The sequence below is a fragment of the Pseudomonas nunensis genome, assembly GCF_024296925.1.
In the GTDB taxonomy this organism is placed as follows: Bacteria; Pseudomonadota; Gammaproteobacteria; order Pseudomonadales; family Pseudomonadaceae; genus Aquipseudomonas; species Aquipseudomonas nunensis.
The window spans coordinates 5286997-5305831 of sequence record NZ_CP101125.1 but is presented as its reverse complement, the minus strand read 5'-3'; the positions used below and the strand labels follow the sequence as shown (position 1 = coordinate 5305831).

Annotated in this window: 16 protein-coding genes; 12 read left to right on the top strand and 4 right to left on the bottom strand. The window is 58.6% G+C overall.

Features of this window, described 5'->3' with window-relative positions; all coding sequences use genetic code 11:
* Positions 1-74: 74 nt before the first annotated feature.
* Positions 75-1769 (bottom strand): lactate permease LctP family transporter, encoded by a 1695-nt coding sequence (locus NK667_RS23375; protein ID WP_054616169.1) that lies wholly within the window; start codon positions 1767-1769, stop codon positions 75-77.
* 261 nt (positions 1770-2030) lie between these two features.
* Here NK667_RS23375 and NK667_RS23370 point away from each other — a divergent pair, with 261 nt between their 5' ends.
* Positions 2031-2798 (top strand): FCD domain-containing protein, encoded by a 768-nt coding sequence (locus NK667_RS23370; protein WP_054050075.1) that lies wholly within the window; start codon positions 2031-2033, stop codon positions 2796-2798.
* A 155-nt stretch (positions 2799-2953) separates the two neighbouring features.
* On the opposite strand, the gene smpB is transcribed toward NK667_RS23370, so the two are convergent.
* Positions 2954-3436, bottom strand: coding sequence for an SsrA-binding protein SmpB (smpB, locus tag NK667_RS23365; protein WP_007900551.1), 483 nt, complete (start codon positions 3434-3436; stop codon positions 2954-2956).
* 118 nt (positions 3437-3554) lie between these two features.
* Between smpB and NK667_RS23360 the strand changes: the two genes are divergently transcribed.
* The 3 genes from NK667_RS23360 to NK667_RS23350 are packed head-to-tail and all read left to right on the top strand — an operon-like array spanning position 3555 to position 5707.
* Positions 3555-4958: a sodium-dependent transporter gene (locus NK667_RS23360; protein WP_054050073.1), complete on the top strand. Its 1404-nt coding sequence runs from the start codon at positions 3555-3557 to the stop codon at positions 4956-4958.
* A 7-nt stretch (positions 4959-4965) separates the two neighbouring features.
* Positions 4966-5400, top strand: a complete 435-nt coding sequence (locus NK667_RS23355; protein ID WP_054050071.1) for a type II toxin-antitoxin system RatA family toxin — start codon at positions 4966-4968, stop codon at positions 5398-5400.
* Positions 5393-5707 carry an RnfH family protein gene (locus NK667_RS23350; RefSeq protein WP_054616168.1) on the top strand — a complete coding sequence of 105 codons (315 nt, stop codon included), beginning with the start codon at positions 5393-5395 and terminating at the stop codon, positions 5705-5707. Before NK667_RS23355 ends, NK667_RS23350 begins: the two co-directional genes overlap by 8 nt.
* Positions 5708-5768: 61 nt before the next feature.
* On the opposite strand, the gene NK667_RS23345 is transcribed toward NK667_RS23350, so the two are convergent.
* On the bottom strand, positions 5769-6296 hold the full coding sequence (locus tag NK667_RS23345) for an outer membrane protein assembly factor BamE (RefSeq protein WP_054050068.1): 528 nt from the start codon (positions 6294-6296) through the stop codon (positions 5769-5771).
* Positions 6297-6393: 97 nt separating this feature from the next.
* Between NK667_RS23345 and fur the strand changes: the two genes are divergently transcribed.
* Positions 6394-6798, top strand: a complete 405-nt coding sequence (gene fur, locus NK667_RS23340; protein ID WP_003197684.1) for a ferric iron uptake transcriptional regulator — start codon at positions 6394-6396, stop codon at positions 6796-6798.
* 75 nt (positions 6799-6873) lie between these two features.
* Here the strand turns inward: fur and recN are convergent, their stop codons facing one another.
* A complete protein-coding gene (gene recN, locus NK667_RS23335; RefSeq protein ID WP_054616167.1) occupies positions 6874-8547 on the bottom strand; it encodes a DNA repair protein RecN in 1674 nt (557 codons plus the stop codon).
* A 241-nt stretch (positions 8548-8788) separates the two neighbouring features.
* On the opposite strand from recN, the gene grpE reads away from it, so the two are divergent.
* From grpE to greA, 7 genes are all read left to right on the top strand, one after another.
* Positions 8789-9355 carry a nucleotide exchange factor GrpE gene (gene grpE, locus NK667_RS23330; protein ID WP_054050064.1) on the top strand — a complete coding sequence of 189 codons (567 nt, stop codon included), beginning with the start codon at positions 8789-8791 and terminating at the stop codon, positions 9353-9355.
* Positions 9356-9457: 102 nt separating this feature from the next.
* Complete coding sequence (gene dnaK, locus NK667_RS23325) at positions 9458-11374, top strand: molecular chaperone DnaK (RefSeq protein ID WP_054050062.1); 1917 nt, start codon at positions 9458-9460, stop codon at positions 11372-11374.
* Positions 11375-11670: 296 nt separating this feature from the next.
* Positions 11671-12795, top strand: coding sequence for a molecular chaperone DnaJ (dnaJ, locus tag NK667_RS23320; RefSeq protein ID WP_007933514.1), 1125 nt, complete (start codon positions 11671-11673; stop codon positions 12793-12795).
* A 9-nt stretch (positions 12796-12804) separates the two neighbouring features.
* Positions 12805-13611 (top strand): 4-hydroxy-tetrahydrodipicolinate reductase, encoded by an 807-nt coding sequence (gene dapB, locus NK667_RS23315; protein ID WP_054050060.1) that lies wholly within the window; start codon positions 12805-12807, stop codon positions 13609-13611.
* A 258-nt stretch (positions 13612-13869) separates the two neighbouring features.
* Positions 13870-15006, top strand: coding sequence for a glutamine-hydrolyzing carbamoyl-phosphate synthase small subunit (gene carA, locus NK667_RS23310; RefSeq protein WP_054050057.1), 1137 nt, complete (start codon positions 13870-13872; stop codon positions 15004-15006).
* A gap of 118 nt (positions 15007-15124) precedes the next feature.
* Complete coding sequence (gene carB, locus NK667_RS23305) at positions 15125-18346, top strand: carbamoyl-phosphate synthase large subunit (protein ID WP_054050055.1); 3222 nt, start codon at positions 15125-15127, stop codon at positions 18344-18346.
* Entirely contained in the window at positions 18343-18819 is a 477-nt protein-coding gene (gene greA, locus NK667_RS23300) for a transcription elongation factor GreA (protein WP_054050053.1), read from the top strand. The genes carB and greA overlap by 4 nt, the downstream gene beginning before the upstream one ends.
* Positions 18820-18835: the final 16 nt, after the last annotated feature.

Here is an 18835-nt window from a genome sequence, read left to right as displayed (position 1 = left end):
TTACAGACCGGGTAGTGAATAGCTGACGCCGGAAACGTGATCCGGCGTCGGTTTTTTCCGTGTTGCTCGTAGTCTTAATGCACCAGCATCCCGGTAAGCCAGTAGGCCTGGATGTAGGTGATCAAGCCGACAATCGTGGCGAAGAACAGGCTGTGCTTGAGGGTGAAACGGAACAGATCCGACTCCTTGCCCACCAGCCCGGTCGCGGCGCAGGCCACGGCGATCGATTGCGGCGAGATCATCTTGCCGGTCACGCCGCCGCTGGTGTTCGCGGCCACCAACAACACATCGCTGACACCGATTTGGTGCGCGGTGGTCGCTTGCAACGAACTGAACAGTGCGTTCGAGGAGGTATCGGAGCCAGTCAGGAACACGCCCAGCCAGCCGAGGAACGGCGAGAAGAACGGGAACGCCGCACCGGTTGCCGCCAGCACCAAGGCCATGGTCGATGACATGCCCGAGTAGTTGGTGACGAACGCAAACGCCAGCACCATGCCGATGGACAGGATCGGCCAGCGCAGTTCGTAGAAGGTCTCTTTCAATGTGGTAAGACCAATTTTGAAATTGATCTTCAGTACAAGCATCGAGATCAGCGCGGAGAAGAAAATCGCCGTGCCGGTCGCGGAAATCGGATCAAGTTTGAACACCGCTGGAATGGCGGTCGGAACCGTCACGATCGGCGCGACCTTGATCACCATCTGGTCCAGGTGCGGGATGGCGAAGTTGAACACCCAGCTGTACATCGAACCGCCGGCGGCAAACATCGCCTTGAACGGTTTCAGGGTCCAGATGGTGACCAGCACGGTGAGGATCAGGAACGGCGACCAGGCTTTGAAAATTTCACCCAGGCTGTACGGTGACGCCACGGTGCTGCGCGGCTGACCGAAACCACCGGCGCTGGCGGTCACAACGGATGCCGAAACAGCGCCGGCGATGTGCTGGCCTGCAGCGCGTTTTGGCTGCCAGACTTTCAGGAACAGCGTCAGGGAAATAAGGCTGACCAGTGCTGATGTGATGTCCGGCAGTTCCGGGCCGATGAAGTTGGAAGTGAAGTATTGGGTGATGGCGAAGCTCAAGCCCGCGACCAATGCGGCCGGCCAGGTTTCCCGCACGCCGCGCAGGCCGTCCATCATGAACACCAGCCAGAACGGCACGAACAGCGACAGCAGCGGCAGTTGGCGACCGGTCATGGCGCCGATCTTGAACGCGTCGATCCCAGTCACTTGTCCCGCCACGATGATCGGAATGCCCAGGGCGCCGAACGCGACGGGCGCGGTGTTGGCGATCAGGCACAGGCCGGCGGCGTACAGCGGGTTGAAACCAAGTCCTACCAGCAGTGCGGCGGTAATCGCTACCGGCGCGCCGAAACCGGCGGCGCCTTCCAGGAATGCGCCGAAGCAGAAGCCGATCAGCAGCACTTGCAGGCGCTGGTCGTCGGTGATCGACAGCACCGAGCTGCGGATCACTTCGAACTGGCCGCTCTTGACCGTCAGTTTGTAGAGGAACACCGCCGCGACGATGATCCACGCAATCGGCCACAGGCCATACGCAAAGCCATATCCGGCAGCGGCGAAGGCCATGTCTACCGGCATCTGGAAGGCGAAGATCGCTACGGCAATCGACAAGGCCAGCGTGATGCTGCCGGCTACGTGGCCTTTGAGGCGGAACACGGCCAAGGCCAGGAAGAAAAATACAATGGGGATGACGGCCGCGAGTGCGGACACGCCGAGACTGCCGAGCGGGCTGTAGAGCTGTTGCCAGGTTTGCATATGGGGTGGCCCCTAATTGTTGTTGGTCAGGCACTGTCAGCGTTCTTGGTTAATTGGTAATACCAATTTACAATCGCTGTTGGCTAGGGTAAAAGCCTTGTATGGGGTGTGTCAATTTGCCGCCCTAAAACTTTTGTCGAATAAGCGGTGCACAACGCATCTGATCTGTTCGATCAAGCGTCGTCTGGTAGGTGCTGCCACAGCGCCGATAGGCCAGAATAGAGAGCCCGGCGAGCTGCCGGGATCGTGGAGAATTGAGTTATGGGGTTTGATCAGATTCGTCAGCGCCGTTTGTCTGACGATATTGTCGAGCGGCTCGAGGGGATGATTCTCGAGGGCACGCTGAAGTCCGGCGAACGTTTGCCGGCCGAGCGCGCGTTGGCCGAGCAGTTCGGCGTGTCACGCCCTTCGTTGCGCGAAGCGATTCAGAAGCTGGCGGCCAAAGGCTTGCTGGTCAGTCGCCAGGGCGGCGGCAATTATGTGGTGGATTCCCTTGGCTCGACCTTCAGCGATCCGCTGCTGCATCTGCTGGAAAGCAACCCCGAGGCGCAGCGTGATCTGCTGGAGTTTCGCCATACCCTGGAAGCCTCCTGCGCCTATTACGCCGCGTTGCGCGCCACCGATGTGGATCGCGAACGGCTGACGGCGGCGTTCGAAGAATTGCAGGATTGCTACACGCGCCACGATGAAGTGAGCCGGGTGGAAGAGGGCGCGGCGGATGCGAAATTTCACCTGGCCATCGCCGAGGCCAGTCATAACGCCGTGTTGTTGCACACCATTCGCGGGCTGTTCGATTTGCTCAAGCGCAACGTGGTGACCAACATTGGCGGGATGTACAAGCAGCGCACCGAGACCCGCGACATGCTGATCAGTCAGCATCGTGAGTTGTACCTGGCGATTATCGAAGGGCGTGCGGAACAGGCGCGGGAAGTCTCCAGCCGACACATTTTGTATGTGCAGGAAGTGTTGGAGGAGGTGCGTCAGGAAGTGCAGCGCATGGCTCGGGCGGAGCGGCGCAAGGGGATGTAGTGGGTTTTCAGTTCATTGTGGCGAGGGAGCTTGCTCCCGCCAGGGCGCGAAGCGGCCTTCGCTTGTCGATGTCGCCATGAAAATAGATGGCGACTGCTTCGCAGCCGAGCGGGAGCAAGCTCCCTCGCCACAGGAGCCGCGATCAGGCAGAAAGATTAATCTTCCTTGCCCTTGTTCCGCACCGCACGCTGCAACTCGCGACCGGCGTCGCGTTCGCGTTCGGTATCACGCTTGTCGTATTCCTTCTTGCCCTTGCCCAGAGCAATCTCGCACTTGACCATGTGCTTGCTCCAGTACCAGGACAGGCACACGCAGGCATAACCTTTTTGCTGCACGGCGGCGGCGAGCTTTTCCAGCTCGCGGCGGTTGAGCAGCAATTTTCGGGTGCGGGTCGGATCAGCAATTACGTGGGTGCTGGCGGTCATCAGCGGCGTGATGTGACTGCCGAGCAGCCAGGCTTCGCCATCCTTGAGCAGTACGTAACTGTCAACAAGCTGTAGCTTGCTTGCCCGCAGACTTTTTACTTCCCAGCCGGCCAGGACCAGACCAGCCTCGAACTTATGTTCGATGAAGTAATCGTGTCGCGCCTTTTTATTTTGCGCGATGGTCCCTGTTGGGTGTTTCTTCTGTTTAGCCATAGGGGCGGCATTATAGGGAGTTGCGCGCGAGTCGGCTACGGTATCGCTACGTGCTTGAGCAGGTTGATTGAATCCCGGACAATGCGGCCTCTTTTTTGAACGCTTGGGCGTGATAACGATGTCGACAGACAAGGTTTCTGTCCACGGCAGTTGGGCTAGCCGCTGGGTCTTCATACTCGCCGCGACCGGTTCGGCCGTGGGGCTGGGTAGCATCTGGAAATTCCCGTACATGGTTGGCGTCTATGGCGGCGGCGCCTTCGTGCTGATGTTTTTGGCCTGCATCGCGCTGATCGGGGTGCCGGTCATGCTGGCGGAAACCCTGATCGGCCGCCGCGCGCGTCAAAGTCCGGCGAATGCCCTGAAGGTATTGGCGCAGGAAGCGGGGCATTCCGGCAAGTGGTCCTGGGGCGCATTCGCCGGGATGATCACGGCGTTGCTGATCCTGTCTTTCTATAGTGTGGTCGGCGGCTGGTCGCTGGATTACATCATCGACATGGGCCGGGGCGATTTCCAGGGCGTGACGGCGGATCAGGTCGGCGCTTATTTCGGCAATGTAATCGCCGATCCTTGGCGCCTGACACTTTGGCACACGATATTTATGCTGTTGTCTGCCGTGGTGATCGCCAAAGGCGTGGTCGCCGGACTTGAGCGCAGCCTGCGAATCATGATGCCGTTGCTGTTCGTGATGGTGATTGTGCTGCTCGGTTACAGCATGACCACCGGCCATTTCATGGAAGGCGTGCATTTCATGTTCGACTTCCACCCGGAAAAAGTCCTCGATGGCTTGTTGCCCGCCATGGGGCACGCGTTCTTCTCCCTGAGCGTGGGCGTGGGTTCGATCATGATCTACGGCGCGTACATGCCGAAGAACTCGTCGATTTCCGGCACCGTGGTCGGTGTGGCGTTGCTTGATACCTTCGTATCGCTGGTAGCTGGCCTGGCATTGTTTCCGATTGTGTTCGCCGCGGGCCTGAACCCTAGCGAAGGCCCTGGCCTGATGTTTGTCAGCCTGCCATTTGCCTTCGGTAACGTAGCGTTTGGCCAGTTGATGGGCGTAGTGTTCTTCGTGTTGGTGGCGGTTGCCGCCTGGAGTTCGGCTATTTCGTTGCTCGAACCGATGGTGGCTTACCTGGTTGAACGCACCAAAATCAGCCGCGCGTGGGTGACGTTCTGGTTGGCATTCACCTGCTGGTTCGTTGGTCTGGGCACGGTGTTTTCCTTCAATATATGGAAGGAAGCCAAGTTTTTCGTGAACGAAGGTGGAATGTTCCATCTCTACCAATGGGGTGCGGCCGGTGGCCTGGACTTCTTTGGTGTGATCGACTTCTTCACCTCGCGGATCATGCTGCCACTCGGTGGTTTGTGTTTCGTGGTATTTGCAGGCTGGATCATGGGGCGTGAAGCGGTTCGCGATGAGTTGTCGATCCGTAACCCGATGTTGTTCAACCTGTCCCTGTTTTTGATGCGCTATGTGGCGCCCATCGGCATTCTCGTAGTGTTTGCCGCCCAGCTGTGGAAGTGACGCTGACATGACGACACATATTCAACGCTCGGCCCTGTTGCCGTATCCGGCACAAGCCCTCTATGACCTGGTCAACGACGTGGCGCGTTATCCGGAATTCCTGCCGTGGTGCTCCGCCGCCGAAGTGCTGGAAAGCTCCCCTGAGCACATGCGTGCCAGTGTGGGTGTGGCCAAGGGTGGGTTGAGCCAGCATTTCGTCACGCGCAACACGCTGGTGCCCGGGCATTCGATCGAGATGAATCTTGAAGAAGGTCCGTTCAACCAGTTGCATGGCGTCTGGGTGTTCAAGCCATTGGGCGAAAAGGCCTGCAAGATCAGCCTGGACCTGTCGTTCGACTACGCCGGGCCGATCGTGCGCGCAACGTTGGGGCCTTTGTTCAATCAGGCGGCAAACACCCTGGTGGACGCGTTCTGTCAGCGCGCAAAGCAGATGCATGGTTGATCCGGTGATCGAGGTTGAGGTGGTGTATGCCGCCGTTGATCGCCAGGTGTTGCTGACTGTGTCGGTACCAGCGGGCTCTACGGTTCGGGCCGCTCTGCTCGAATCCGGCGTAGGTGCCGAGTTTCCTGAGCTGGATCTGGCCGATTGTCCGGTTGGAATCTTCGGCAAAGTGATCGTTGACCCCGATACCCGCGTGGTTCAGGCGGGTGATCGCATCGAGATTTACCGACCGCTGCTCGCCGATCCCAAAGAGGTCCGCCGCTTGCGTGCCGCCAAGGCTGCCGAGGCCAAAGCGCGCAATCAATGACCTGATCAAACGCCAGACAATAAAAAACCCGGACATGCCGGGTTTTTTATTGCGTCGCAAATTATTGCGGCGTGGTGTCCAGTGGTTCCGGACTCGGGACTGGAACGGTTTCTACACCGTCGACGTCCTTCTGGATCTGGTCCAGCAGCGAACCTGGTTTCACCGGTTTTTCCGGTTTTGGCTTCTCGGTGTTTTCTGCAGGAGCGGTCACAGTAGTGCCGGGTTCCTTGCCGAGAATGGCTTCGTCGCGGCTCACACCGGGCATAAAATCGCCCGACAGGCTGACAAGCTGGTCATTAGGGTTGAAGATAACGCTTATGCGTTCCTGTTGGCGTTCACCACCACCCGGTTGCAGGCTATACAGGTAATCCCAGCGATCGGCATGGAACGTGTCGGTCAGCAGAGGGTTACCCATGATAAACCGTACTTGCCGACGGGTCATTCCCGGGCGTAACTGGTCTATCATGTCCTGCGTGACGACATTGCCCTGCTGGATGTCGATTTTGTAAACCCCGGGGAATGAACAACCGGCGAGTGCGAGCAGTCCCACGAAGGTGAAACTGGTTAGCAAGAGCTTGGTGTTTTGCATCGGTGGGCGACTTCCACTATCTTGGCTGGGACAACGTAAACGCCGATCATACCCGCATTAAGAGAAGCTGCGAAGCAGCATCGCGAGAAAGCTGACCATGGTTGAAAATAGCGAACTACGCAAAGCCGGCCTCAAAGTGACCCTGCCACGGGTCAAAATTCTGCAAATGCTCGATTCCGCCGAGCAACGCCACATGAGTGCCGAGGATGTTTACAAGGCGCTGATGGAGGCTGGTGAGGACGTCGGTCTGGCCACGGTTTACCGTGTACTGACTCAGTTCGAGGCAGCTGGGCTTGTGGTGCGACACAATTTCGACGGCGGTCATGCCGTCTTCGAGCTGGACGACGGCAAGCATCACGATCATATGGTCAACGTCGAAACCAGTGAAGTGATCGAATTCTTCGACGAAGAAATCGAGCGTCTTCAGAAGGCGATCGTCGACAAGTACGGTTTCGAGATGGTGGATCACAATCTCGTGCTGTACGTGCGCAAGAAAAAGTAAGCATGTCGCGCGAACAGGATGTTCGCGAAACGAGCGAAGGCGACCCAAGGGTCGCCTTCGTGCTTTCTGCTGATCTTAAATTTTGGCGGTGATGACCATTTTCTTCGCGTGAGCCAGGGATTCCTTCGTCAGATCGATACCCCCGAGCATGCGTGCAACTTCTTCGACGCGATCATTCTTGCTCAGCTTGGACACGGCTGTATGCGTTGCATCCTCGCCGCGTACCTTATGAACAAATAGATGCTGGTGACCCTGCGCCGCCACTTGCGGCAGGTGAGTGACCGTCAGCACCTGTCCGCGCTCTCCGAGCCGGCGTAGCAACTGACCGACAATCTCGGCCGTCGGGCCGCCGATGCCCACATCCACTTCGTCGAACACCAGGGTCGGAACCCGGGAGGTTTGTGCGGTGATGACCTGGATCGCCAGGCTGATCCGCGACAGCTCACCGCCCGACGCCACTTTTGCCAGGGCTTTCATCGGTTGCCCGGGGTTGGCGCTGACCAGAAGTTCTACCTGTTCCAGCCCGTTGGGCAGCAGTTCGTTGCTGCTGTTGGGGCGCAATTCAATGGTGAAGCGCCCGCCAGGCATGCCCAGACGCTGGATTTCCTGCTCCACGGCGCTGGCCAGGCTGCCTGAGGCCTGATGGCGCAGATCACTCAAGTCCCGAGCCTTCTCTTGATAATGACGGGCATAGGAAGCGAGTTCATCGCTCAAGCGTTCGATGGATTCGTCATTGGCATTCAGGGTTTCGATTTCATCCAGCAGCTTTTGCTGCATCTCGGCGACTTCGGTCGGCTGGATGCGGTGTTTGCGCGCCAGGGTGTAGATCGCATCGAGGCGTTCCTCCAGATATTGAAGGCGCGCCGGGTCGGCGTCGAAGTTATCAAGGAACCGGTTAAGTTCGCCGACGGCTTCTTCAACCTGAATCTGCGCGCTGGTCAGCAGGCTGCTGGCTTCGCCCAAGGCGCCGATCGAGTTGTTTACGCTCGACAAGCGGTTGAGGCTGGCGGTCAGGGCGTTCAGTACGTTGCCGGAATCACTTTCGCTGCATTGCTCGACTACTTGTCGGCAGATGCCCAGCAAGGTTTCAGCATTGGTCAGATTCTTGTGTTCCTGCTCCAGTTGTTCCAGTTCGTTTTCGCCGAGGCCAAGGTTTTCCAGCTCTTCGAGTTGATAGCTGAGCAATTGATGGCGGGCACGCTGCTCGTCGCCGGAGTTGGACAGGCGCTCCAGCTCCTGGCGGGTCTGGCGCCAGCGCTGGGCGGCCAGTTGAACCTGGCGGGCGAGATCTGTGGCGCCGGCGTACTCGTCGAGCAGGCGGCGGTGGGTGTCAGTCTTGAGCAGGGATTGGTGTTCGTGCTGGCTGTGGATATCAATCAGCAGCTCGCCGAGGGACTTGAGGTCGCCGAGGGGGCAGGGCGTGCCGTTGATATAGCCGCGTGAACGGCCTTCAGCGGTAATCACCCGGCGCAGGATGCACGGGCCGTCGCTTTCCAGGTCGCGCTCGGCCAGCCAGGCACTGGCTTCCGGGATATCGACCAGGTCGAAGGTCGCCAGGATGTCGGCCTTGTCGGCACCGGGGCGGACCACGCCGCTGTCGGCGCGATCACCCAGGGTCAGGCCCAGGGCGTCGAGCATGATCGACTTGCCGGCGCCGGTTTCCCCTGTGATCACGCTCATCCCGCGATCGAGTTCGAGATCGAGATGTTCAACGATGGCGTAGTTATGTACGGACAGGTGCACCAGCATAAAGGCCGCTCCCAGGCTTTAGGTCTGGTTATTTATACAGTGTTTTATTTGCGCCTGACAATGCCCTTCCTTAGCTCGATTTGCTTGGTCCGACGAAATCGTTAGCGCGCCAGGGAATGACAATGCTGCTCTTTTTGTAGGGTTAATCCTCCGGTGCCCCTTGAAGCTGAATTTTGCGGCCCCATATAGCTGGGCAGAAGCGCGAGTTGAGCTCGCGGACGATATTGAAAGGAGAAATTCTATGGCTGACGAACAGACAGTAGATACGCAAAATCTCGACGCCGATCAGGCTGCCCAGGTTTCGGGTGATGAGCTGACGGCTCGTGTACAAGTGCTCGAAGAGCAATTGGCTGGTGCTCATGATCAGGCTTTGCGTGTAGCGGCTGATCTGCAGAACGTCCGCCGTCGCGCCGAGCAGGATGTCGAAAAGGCTCACAAGTTTGCGCTGGAAAAATTCGCTGGCGACCTGCTGCCGATCATCGACAGCCTGGAGCGTGGCCTGGAGTTGTCCAACCCGGATGACGAAAGCATCCGCCCAATGCGCGAAGGTATCGAACTGACCCTGAAAATGTTCCAGGACACCCTGAAGCGTTATCAGCTGGAAGCGATCGATCCGCATGGCGAACCGTTCAACGCCGTTCATCATCAGGCGATGGCCATGCAGGAAAGCGCCGATGTCGAGCCGAACAGCGTGCTCAAGGTGTTCCAGAAGGGCTACCAGCTCAACGGTCGCCTGCTGCGCCCGGCTATGGTCGTGGTCAGCAAGGCCCCAGCGCCGGTTTCGCCTTCTATTGATGAGCAGGCTTGAAATCAGCCGCAAGGCCCCCATTTATAAGTCAAGCGTTTAAGTGCTACCGCAGTTAGCCACCACTGCTGCGGCAACCAAATCCAAAGTTTCGGGAGAGTTAACATGGGCAAAATTATCGGTATCGACCTGGGGACTACCAACTCCTGCGTCTCCGTACTTGAAAACGGCGTAGCCAAAGTTATTGAAAACGCTGAAGGCGCGCGTACCACGCCGTCGATCATCGCGTATGCCAACGATGGCGAAATCCTCGTTGGCCAGTCGGCCAAGCGTCAGGCTGTGACCAATCCGCACAACACCCTGTACGCGGTGAAGCGTTTGATCGGTCGTAAGTTCGACGAAGAAGTCGTACAGAAAGACATCAAGATGGTCCCGTACAAAATCGCCAAGGCTGACAACGGCGACGCATGGGTTGAAGTGAACGGCCAGAAAATGTCGCCGCCACAGATCTCGGCTGAAATTCTGAAGAAAATGAAGAAAACCGCCGAAGACTACCTCGGCGAGCCAGTGACCGAAGCGGTAATTACCGTTCCGGCCTACTTCAACGACAGCCAGCGCCAAGCGACCAAAGACGCCGGCCGCATCGCGGGCCTGGACGTTAAACGTATCATCAACGAACCAACCGCAGCCGCTCTGGCCTACGGTATGGACAAGGCGAAAGGCGATCACACCGTGATCGTTTACGACTTGGGCGGCGGTACTTTCGACGTTTCCGTGATCGAAATCGCTGAAGTCGATGGCGAGCACCAGTTCGAAGTATTGGCCACCAACGGTGACACGTTCCTGGGCGGTGAAGACTTTGACATTCGTCTGATCGACTACCTCGTTGACGAATTCAAGAAAGAAAGCGGCATGAACCTTAAAGGTGACCCGCTGGCCATGCAGCGCCTGAAAGAAGCCGCTGAAAAAGCCAAGATCGAACTGTCTTCGAGCAATTCGACCGACGTGAACCTGCCGTACATCACTGCAGACGCTACCGGTCCTAAGCACTTGAACGTGAAAATCTCCCGCGCCAAGCTCGAAGCGCTGGTAGAAGACCTGGTTCAACGCACCATCGAACCTTGCCGCATCGCTCTGAAAGACTCCGGTATCGACGTTGGCGCAATCAACGACGTGATCCTGGTTGGCGGTCAGACCCGTATGCCACTGGTTCAGAAGCTGGTAACGGAGTTCTTCGGTAAAGAAGCTCGTAAAGACGTGAACCCGGACGAAGCCGTTGCCATGGGTGCTGCTATCCAGGGCGCAGTATTGGCCGGCGACGTGAAAGACGTTCTGCTGCTGGACGTTAGCCCTCTGACCCTGGGTATCGAAACCATGGGCGGCGTGATGACTGCGCTGATCGAGAAAAACACCACGATTCCTACCAAGAAATCGCAAGTGTTCTCGACTGCCGATGACAACCAAGGTGCTGTGACCATTCACGTGCTGCAAGGTGAGCGTAAGCAAGCCGCTCAGAACAAGTCCTTGGGCAAGTTCGACCTGGCTGAGATTCCACCAGCACCACGTGGCGTGCCACAAATTGAAGTGACCTTCGACATCGACGCCAACGGCATTCTGCACGTAGGCGCCAAAGACAAGGCTACTGGCAAGACTCAGTCGATCGTGATCAAGGCCAACTCCGGTCTGTCCGAGGAAGAAATTCAGCAGATGATTCGCGATGCTGAAGCCAACGTCGACGCTGACCGTCAGTTCGAAGAGCTGGCTGCTGCTCGTAACCAGGGCGATGCACTGGTTCACTCGACGCGCAAAATGGTCGCTGATGCTGGCGACAAAGTAAGCGCTGAAGAGAAGACTGCAATCGAAGCGGCTGTTGTTGCCCTGGAAGCCGCTGTAAAAGGCGACGACAAGGCTGCGATCGACGCCAAGGTTGAAGAGCTGTCGAAAGTCTCCGCGCCAGTCGCTCAGAAAATGTACGCCGAGCAGGCTCAGCCAGCTGAAGGCGCTGCACCGCAAGGCGAATCGGCTGAAAAGGCTGACGACGTTGTCGATGCTGAGTTCGAAGAAGTCAAAGACCACAAGTAAGTTGTTGGTCGGCCGGTTGACTGCCTTTGGGCAGTGACTGGTAGGATGTCGCCGCGCGGGGGCTTGCTCCCGCGTTGGCGTGTCTGGAGTTAGCGAATTTTTACAGCATGCGACAGCGTTCGGATGTTGGTGGTATGGCCGGGAATGCTCCTGCTTTTCGAGCCGAAAGTACCGCAATGAACAAAGACCAGGATCGTTGAATTGACGTGAGTTGGGTCCGGGCCTGTATTGGGGCTCAACGAGTTTGGCGAAGCTCAGGAGGGATTTGCCGAACGTCCTTAAGAGTGCGAAGACTTATGGCAAAGCGTGACTATTACGAAGTATTGGGTGTTGAGCGTGGCTCAAGCGAAGCAGACCTGAAAAAGGCCTACCGTCGCCTGGCGATGAAGCATCACCCGGACCGTAATCCTGACGACAAAGCGTCGGAAGAGATGTTCAAGGAGGCCAACGAGGCCTACGAAGTGCTGTCCGATTCCAGCAAGCGCGCGGCGTACGACCAGTATGGTCATGCCGGTGTCGACCCGAGCATGGGCGGCGGCGGTGCCGGGTTTGGCGGTCAGAACTTCTCCGACATCTTTGGCGACGTTTTCAGTGATTTCTTCGGTGGCGGTCGCGGCGGTTCCCGTGGCGGCGCCCAGCGCGGCAGCGACCTGCGCTACACCCTGGAACTGAACCTGGAAGAAGCGGTGCGCGGCACGACCGTGAATATCCGCGTTCCGACACTGGTCAACTGCAAGCCGTGTGATGGTTCGGGTGCCAAGAAAGGCTCCTCGCCGATCACCTGCCCAACGTGCGGTGGTATCGGTCAGGTTCGTATGCAGCAAGGCTTCTTCTCGGTGCAGCAAACCTGCCCGCGCTGCCACGGCCAGGGCAAGATCATTTCTGATCCATGCGATTCCTGCCATGGCGAAGGCCGTGTCGAAGAGTACAAGACCCTTTCCGTGAAAGTGCCGGCCGGTGTTGATACCGGTGACCGCATTCGCCTGTCCGGCGAAGGCGAGGCGGGCGCTCAGGGCGGCCCGACTGGTGACCTGTATGTGGTGATCAACGTGCGCGAGCACGCGATCTTCCAGCGTGACGGCAAGCATCTGTTCTGCGAAGTGCCGATCAGCTTTGTCGACGCGGCGCTGGGTGGCGAGCTGGAGATTCCGACCCTCGATGGTCGGGTCAAACTGAAAATCCCGGAAGGGACTCAGACCGGCAAGCAGTTCCGTGTACGCGGCAAGGGTGTTGCGCCCGTGCGTGGTGGCGGTGCTGGCGACCTGATGTGTCGTGTGGCGGTGGAAACCCCGGTCAACCTGGGTCGTCGTCAGCGCGAATTGCTCGAAGAGTTCCGCAGTTCCCTGGCGGACGACAACAGCCATTCGCCGAAAACCACCGGTTGGTTCGAAGGCGTGAAGCGCTTCTTCGGCGACTTGTAAGGAGTGAGCATGCGACGTATTGCGGTGATGGGCGCTGCCGGGCGCATGGGCAAGATTCTGGTCGAAGCGGTGCAGCAACGCGCGCCGCTGACCGGTCTGACGGCGGCCATCGTGCGCCCCGGCAGCACGCTGATCGGTGTGGATGCCGGTGAGCTGGCTTCGCTGGGGCGGATTGGCGTGCCATTGTCCGGTCATGTCGAGGCGGTGGCTGAAGAGTTCGATGTGTTGATCGACTTCACGTTGCCGGAAGTGATGCTGAAAAACCTGGCGTTCTGTCGTAAGGCGGGCAAAGCCATGGTGATCGGCACCACTGGGCTGGACGCTGCGCAGAAGCAGCTGCTGGCCGAGGCGGGCAAGGATATTCCAATCGTGTTCGCGGCCAATTTCAGCGTGGGTGTGAACCTCTCGCTGAAGCTGCTCGATATGGCAGCGCGTGTGCTGGGTGATGAGGCGGATGTCGAAATCATCGAGGCTCATCATCGGCACAAGATCGATGCACCTTCGGGCACGGCGCTGCGCATGGGTGAAGTGATTGCCGGTGCGTTGGGTCGTGATCTACAGAAGGTCGCAGTCTACGGTCGTGAAGGCCATACCGGTGCTCGCGAGCGCGAGACCATCGGCTTCGCCACCGTTCGCGGTGGTGATGTGGTCGGTGATCATACGGTTCTGTTTGCCTGTGAAGGCGAGCGACTCGAGATCACGCACAAGGCGTCCAGCCGCATGACCTTCGCCAAGGGCGCGGTGCGTGCCGCATTGTGGCTGGATGGGCGCGAGCCTGGCCTCTACGACATGCAAGACGTGCTCGACCTGCGTTAAGATGCGCCCGAAATCGGGTTCAAACTCTGTGTTTGAGCCCGGTTTTACTCCGCCAAGCGACGCCCTGTCGCATTCCATAGCCTTTAAGGCTCATTGGCGGTAGACCAAAAAAGCCTTTTTCTGTAAGCTACAGCTTTAGTGTGTTCACTAAAAGCGCGCAGAATAATTCAGTGAATGAGCGGGGTGACGTGTCCATACGTCACTCCGCTTTTTTACACCTGCGATCGCCCTTTCAGGCTTTATTTACGGGAGGTCTTCTTGACTAAGCCAGCCATACTCGCCCTTGCTGATGGCAGCATTTTTCGCGGCGAAGCAATTGGAGCCGACGGTCAAACCGTTGGTGAGGTGGTGTTCAACACCGCCATGACCGGCTATCAGGAAATCCTTACCGATCCTTCCTACGCCCAACAGATCGTTACCCTGACTTACCCGCACATCGGCAACACCGGTACTACACCGGAAGATGCCGAGTCCGACCGCGTCTGGTCCGCTGGCCTGGTCATCCGTGACCTGCCTCTGGTTGCGAGTAACTGGCGTAACACGATGTCCCTGTCTGATTACCTGAAAGCCAACAACGTTGTGGCGATCGCGGGTATCGACACCCGTCGCCTGACACGCATCCTGCGTGAGAAAGGCGCGCAGAACGGCTGCATCATGGCCGGTGACAACATCTCCGAAGAAGCTGCCATCGCCGCTGCCCAGGGTTTCCCTGGTCTTAAAGGCATGGACCTGGCGAAAGTCGTCAGCACCAAAGAGAAGTACGAGTGGCGCTCGACTGTCTGGGACTTGAAGACCGACAGCCACGCGACCATCGACGCCTCCGAGCTGCCGTACCACGTGGTTGCCTACGACTACGGCGTCAAGCTGAACATCCTGCGCATGCTGGTCGAGCGCGGTTGCCGTGTGACCGTAGTGCCGGCTCAAACGCCAGCCGCCGACGTTCTGGCGCTGAAGCCGGACGGCGTGTTCCTGTCCAACGGCCCGGGTGACCCGGAGCCTTGCGACTACGCGATCCAGGCGATCAAGGACGTGCTCGAAACCGAGATTCCGGTATTCGGCATCTGCCTCGGTCACCAACTGCTGGCCCTGGCCTCCGGCGCCAAGACCCTGAAAATGGGTCACGGCCACCACGGTGCCAACCACCCGGTCCAGGACCTGGACACCGGCGTTGTGATGATCACCAGCCAGAACCACGGTTTTGCGGTAGACGATGCGACCCTGCCAGCCAACGTCCGGGCGATCCACAAATCGCTGTTCGACGGCACCCTGCAAGGGATCGAGCGTACCGACAAGAGCGCCTTCAGCTTCCAGGGTCACCCTGAAGCCAGCCCTGGCCCGAACGACGTAGCGCCTCTGTTTGATCGCTTCATCAACGAAATGGCCAAGCGACGCTGATCGCTCGCCTTGATGCAGCAAAGCTTGAGGGTGGTCCCGACACCGGTGGCCCCCTCAAGGCTTCACAGATTGAACAAGACGGCTTGCCGACTGACCTGCGGATTTGAGTGACAAACCCATGCCAAAACGTACAGACATAAAAAGCATCCTGATTCTCGGCGCTGGCCCGATCGTTATCGGCCAGGCCTGTGAATTCGACTACTCCGGCGCCCAGGCCTGTAAAGCCCTGCGCGAGGAGGGTTACCGCGTCATCCTGGTGAACTCCAACCCAGCGACCATCATGACCGACCCGGACATGGCCGACGCCACGTACATCGAGCCGATCAAATGGCAGACCGTTGCCAAGATCATCGAGAAAGAGCGTCCGGACGCGCTGCTGCCAACCATGGGTGGCCAGACCGCCCTGAACTGCGCACTGGATCTGGAGCGCGAAGGCGTTCTGGAGAAGTTCGGCGTAGAGATGATCGGCGCCAACGCTGACACCATCGACAAGGCCGAAGACCGCTCGCGCTTCGACAAGGCGATGAAATCCATCGGCCTGGACTGCCCGCGCTCGGGTATCGCCCACAGCATGGAAGAGGCCAACGCAGTGCTCGAGAAGCTCGGCTTCCCGTGCATCATCCGTCCGTCCTTCACCATGGGCGGCACCGGCGGCGGTATTGCTTACAACCGCGAAGAGTTCGAGGAAATCTGCGCCCGTGGTCTCGACTTGTCGCCGACCAAAGAGCTGCTGATCGACGAATCCCTGATCGGCTGGAAAGAATACGAGATGGAGGTTGTCCGCGATAAGAAGGACAACTGCATCATCGTCTGCTCCATCGAAAACTTTGACCCGATGGGCGTGCACACCGGTGACTCGATCACTGTTGCGCCAGCACAGACCCTGACGGACAAGGAATACCAGATCATGCGTAACGCCTCCCTGGCGGTACTGCGTGAAATCGGCGTGGAAACCGGCGGCTCCAACGTCCAGTTCGGCATCTGCCCGGACACTGGCCGTATGGTGGTCATCGAGATGAACCCGCGGGTATCCCGTTCTTCGGCGCTGGCCTCGAAAGCCACTGGTTTCCCGATTGCGCGCATCGCTGCCAAGCTGGCGATCGGCTACACCCTGGACGAATTGCAGAACGAAATCACCGGCGGCGCTACTCCTGCGTCCTTTGAGCCGTCCATCGACTACGTCGTGACCAAGCTGCCACGCTTCGCCTTCGAAAAATTCCCGAAAGCCGACGCGCGCCTGACCACTCAAATGAAGTCGGTCGGTGAAGTCATGGCCATCGGCCGGACCTTCCAGGAATCCCTGCAGAAAGCTTTGCGCGGTCTGGAAGTGGGTGTTTGCGGCCTGGACGAGAAGCTCGACCTGAGCAATCCGGAAAGCATGAGCATCCTCAAGCGCGAACTGACCGTGCCGGGTGCCGAGCGTATCTGGTACGTGGCTGATGCCTTCCGCGCGGGTCTGTCGGTCGAAGACATCTTCGGCATGAACATGATCGACCCGTGGTTCCTCGTGCAGATCGAAGATCTGATCAAGGAAGAAGAGAAGGTCAAGACCCTGGGTCTGGCCAGCATCGACCGCGACCTGATGTTCAAGCTCAAGCGCAAAGGCTTCTCCGACATGCGTCTGGCCAAGCTGCTGGGCGTGACCGAGAAGGCTCTGCGTCGCCACCGCCACAAGCTCGAGGTTTACCCGGTCTACAAGCGCGTTGACACCTGCGCGGCCGAGTTCGCCACTGACACTGCCTACATGTACTCGACCTACGAGGAAGAGTGCGAAGCAGCTCCGTCGGGCCGCGACAAGATCATGATCCTCGGCGGCGGTCCTAACCGTATCGGCCAGGGTATCGAGTTCGACTACTGCTGCGTTCACGCGGCACTGGCGCTGCGCGAAGACGGGTACGAGACCATCATGGTCAACTGCAACCCGGAAACCGTTTCCACCGATTACGACACCTCCGATCGCCTGTACTTCGAACCAGTGACCCTGGAAGACGTACTGGAAATCTGCCGAGTCGAGAAGCCAAAAGGCGTGATCGTCCAGTACGGCGGCCAGACCCCGCTGAAACTGGCTCGCGCCCTGGAAGAAGCCGGCGTGCCGATCATCGGCACCAGCCCTGACGCCATCGACCGTGCTGAAGACCGTGAGCGCTTCCAGCAGATGGTCGAGCGCCTGAACCTGCGTCAGCCGCCAAACGCCACCGTGCGCAGCGAAGACGAAGCGATTCGTGCTGCGGCCAAGATCGGTTACCCGCTGGTGGTTCGTCCGTCCTACGTATTGGGCGGTCGCGCGATGGAAATCGTTTACGAAGAAGAAGAGCTGAAGCGCTACCTGCGTGACGCGGTGAAAGTGTCCAACGACAGCCCGGTGCTGCTTGACCACTTCCTCAACTGCGCCATCGAAATGGACGTGGACGCGGTTTGCGACGGCACCGACGTGGTGATCGGCGCAATCATGCAGCACATCGAGCAGGCCGGCGTTCACTCCGGTGACTCCGCGTGCTCCCTGCCGCCGTACTCGCTGCCTGGACACATCCAGGACGAGATGCGCGAACAGGTCAAGAAAATGGCCCTGGAGTTGGGCGTTGTCGGCCTGATGAACGTACAGTTGGCGCTGCAAGGCGAAGACATCTACGTCATCGAGGTCAACCCGCGCGCTTCCCGTACCGTACCGTTCGTGTCCAAGTGCATCGGTGTTTCCCTGGCCATGATCGCGGCTCGCGTGATGGCCGGTAAAACCTTGAAAGAAATTGGTTTCACCAAGGAAATTATTCCGAACTTCTACAGCGTGAAAGAGGCAGTGTTCCCATTCGCCAAATTCCCTGGCGTGGACCCGATCCTGGGCCCAGAGATGAAGTCCACCGGTGAAGTGATGGGCGTGGGCGATACTTTCGGTGAAGCCTTCGCCAAGGCCCAGATGGGCGCGAGCGAAGTGCTGCCGACTGGCGGTACCGCGTTCATCAGCGTGCGTGACGACGACAAACCGCTGGTTGCAGGCGTGGCCCGTGATCTGATCAACTTGGGCTTCGAAGTGGTCGCCACTGCCGGTACTGCCAAGCTGATCGAAGCCGCAGGCCTGAAAGTGCGTCGTGTGAACAAGGTGACCGAAGGTCGTCCGCACGTGGTCGACATGATCAAGAATGACGAAGTCACCCTGATCATCAACACCACCGAAGGTCGTCAGTCGATCGCTGATTCCTACTCCATTCGTCGTAATGCCTTGCAGCACAAGATCTACTGCACCACGACCATCGCTGCTGGCGAAGCTATCTGCGAAGCGCTGAAGTTCGGTCCCGAGAAGACCGTGCGCCGCTTGCAGGACCTACACGCAGGATTGAAGGCATGATCAAATACCCAATGACTGTCCAGGGCGCCAAAGCCCTGGAAGAAGAACACGCTCACCTGACCAAGGTCGTCCGCCCGAAGCTCAGCCAGGACATCGGCACGGCTCGCGAGTTGGGTGACCTGAAGGAAAACGCCGAATACCACGCTGCTCGCGAGCAGCAGGGTATGGTCGAGGCGCGGATCCGTGATATCGAAGGCCGTATGCAGAATGCGGTGATCATCGATGTCACGACCATTCCTCACACCGGCAAAGTGATTTTCGGCACCACCGTTGAAATCGCCAACGTCGAAACCGACGAAACCGTCACTTACCACATCGTGGGTGAGGACGAGGCTGACTTCAAACTGGGCAAGATTTCGGTGGGTTCGCCACTGGCTCGCGCCTTGATCGCCAAGGAAGAAGGTGACGTGGTCGCGGTCAAAACGCCTAGCGGCGTTATCGAGTACGAGATTGTCGAAGTCCGCCACATCTGAAAGAAGGCGCCCGCTC

Coding starts and splice junctions, on each gene's coding strand:
- dnaJ (WP_007933514.1), top strand. CDS start 11,671: ATGGCAAAGCGTGACTATTACGAAGTATTGGGTGTTGAGCGTGGCTCA.
- dnaK (WP_054050062.1), top strand. CDS start 9,458: ATGGGCAAAATTATCGGTATCGACCTGGGGACTACCAACTCCTGCGTC.
- grpE (WP_054050064.1), top strand. CDS start 8,789: ATGGCTGACGAACAGACAGTAGATACGCAAAATCTCGACGCCGATCAG.
- recN (WP_054616167.1), bottom strand. CDS start 8,547: ATGCTGGTGCACCTGTCCGTACATAACTACGCCATCGTTGAACATCTC.
- fur (WP_003197684.1), top strand. CDS start 6,394: ATGGTTGAAAATAGCGAACTACGCAAAGCCGGCCTCAAAGTGACCCTG.
- smpB (WP_007900551.1), bottom strand. CDS start 3,436: ATGGCTAAACAGAAGAAACACCCAACAGGGACCATCGCGCAAAATAAA.
- NK667_RS23350 (WP_054616168.1), top strand. CDS start 5,393: ATGGTTGATCCGGTGATCGAGGTTGAGGTGGTGTATGCCGCCGTTGAT.
- NK667_RS23370 (WP_054050075.1), top strand. CDS start 2,031: ATGGGGTTTGATCAGATTCGTCAGCGCCGTTTGTCTGACGATATTGTC.
- carB (WP_054050055.1), top strand. CDS start 15,125: ATGCCAAAACGTACAGACATAAAAAGCATCCTGATTCTCGGCGCTGGC.
- greA (WP_054050053.1), top strand. CDS start 18,343: ATGATCAAATACCCAATGACTGTCCAGGGCGCCAAAGCCCTGGAAGAA.
- NK667_RS23375 (WP_054616169.1), bottom strand. CDS start 1,769: ATGCAAACCTGGCAACAGCTCTACAGCCCGCTCGGCAGTCTCGGCGTG.
- NK667_RS23355 (WP_054050071.1), top strand. CDS start 4,966: ATGACGACACATATTCAACGCTCGGCCCTGTTGCCGTATCCGGCACAA.
- NK667_RS23345 (WP_054050068.1), bottom strand. CDS start 6,296: ATGCAAAACACCAAGCTCTTGCTAACCAGTTTCACCTTCGTGGGACTG.
- dapB (WP_054050060.1), top strand. CDS start 12,805: ATGCGACGTATTGCGGTGATGGGCGCTGCCGGGCGCATGGGCAAGATT.
- NK667_RS23360 (WP_054050073.1), top strand. CDS start 3,555: ATGTCGACAGACAAGGTTTCTGTCCACGGCAGTTGGGCTAGCCGCTGG.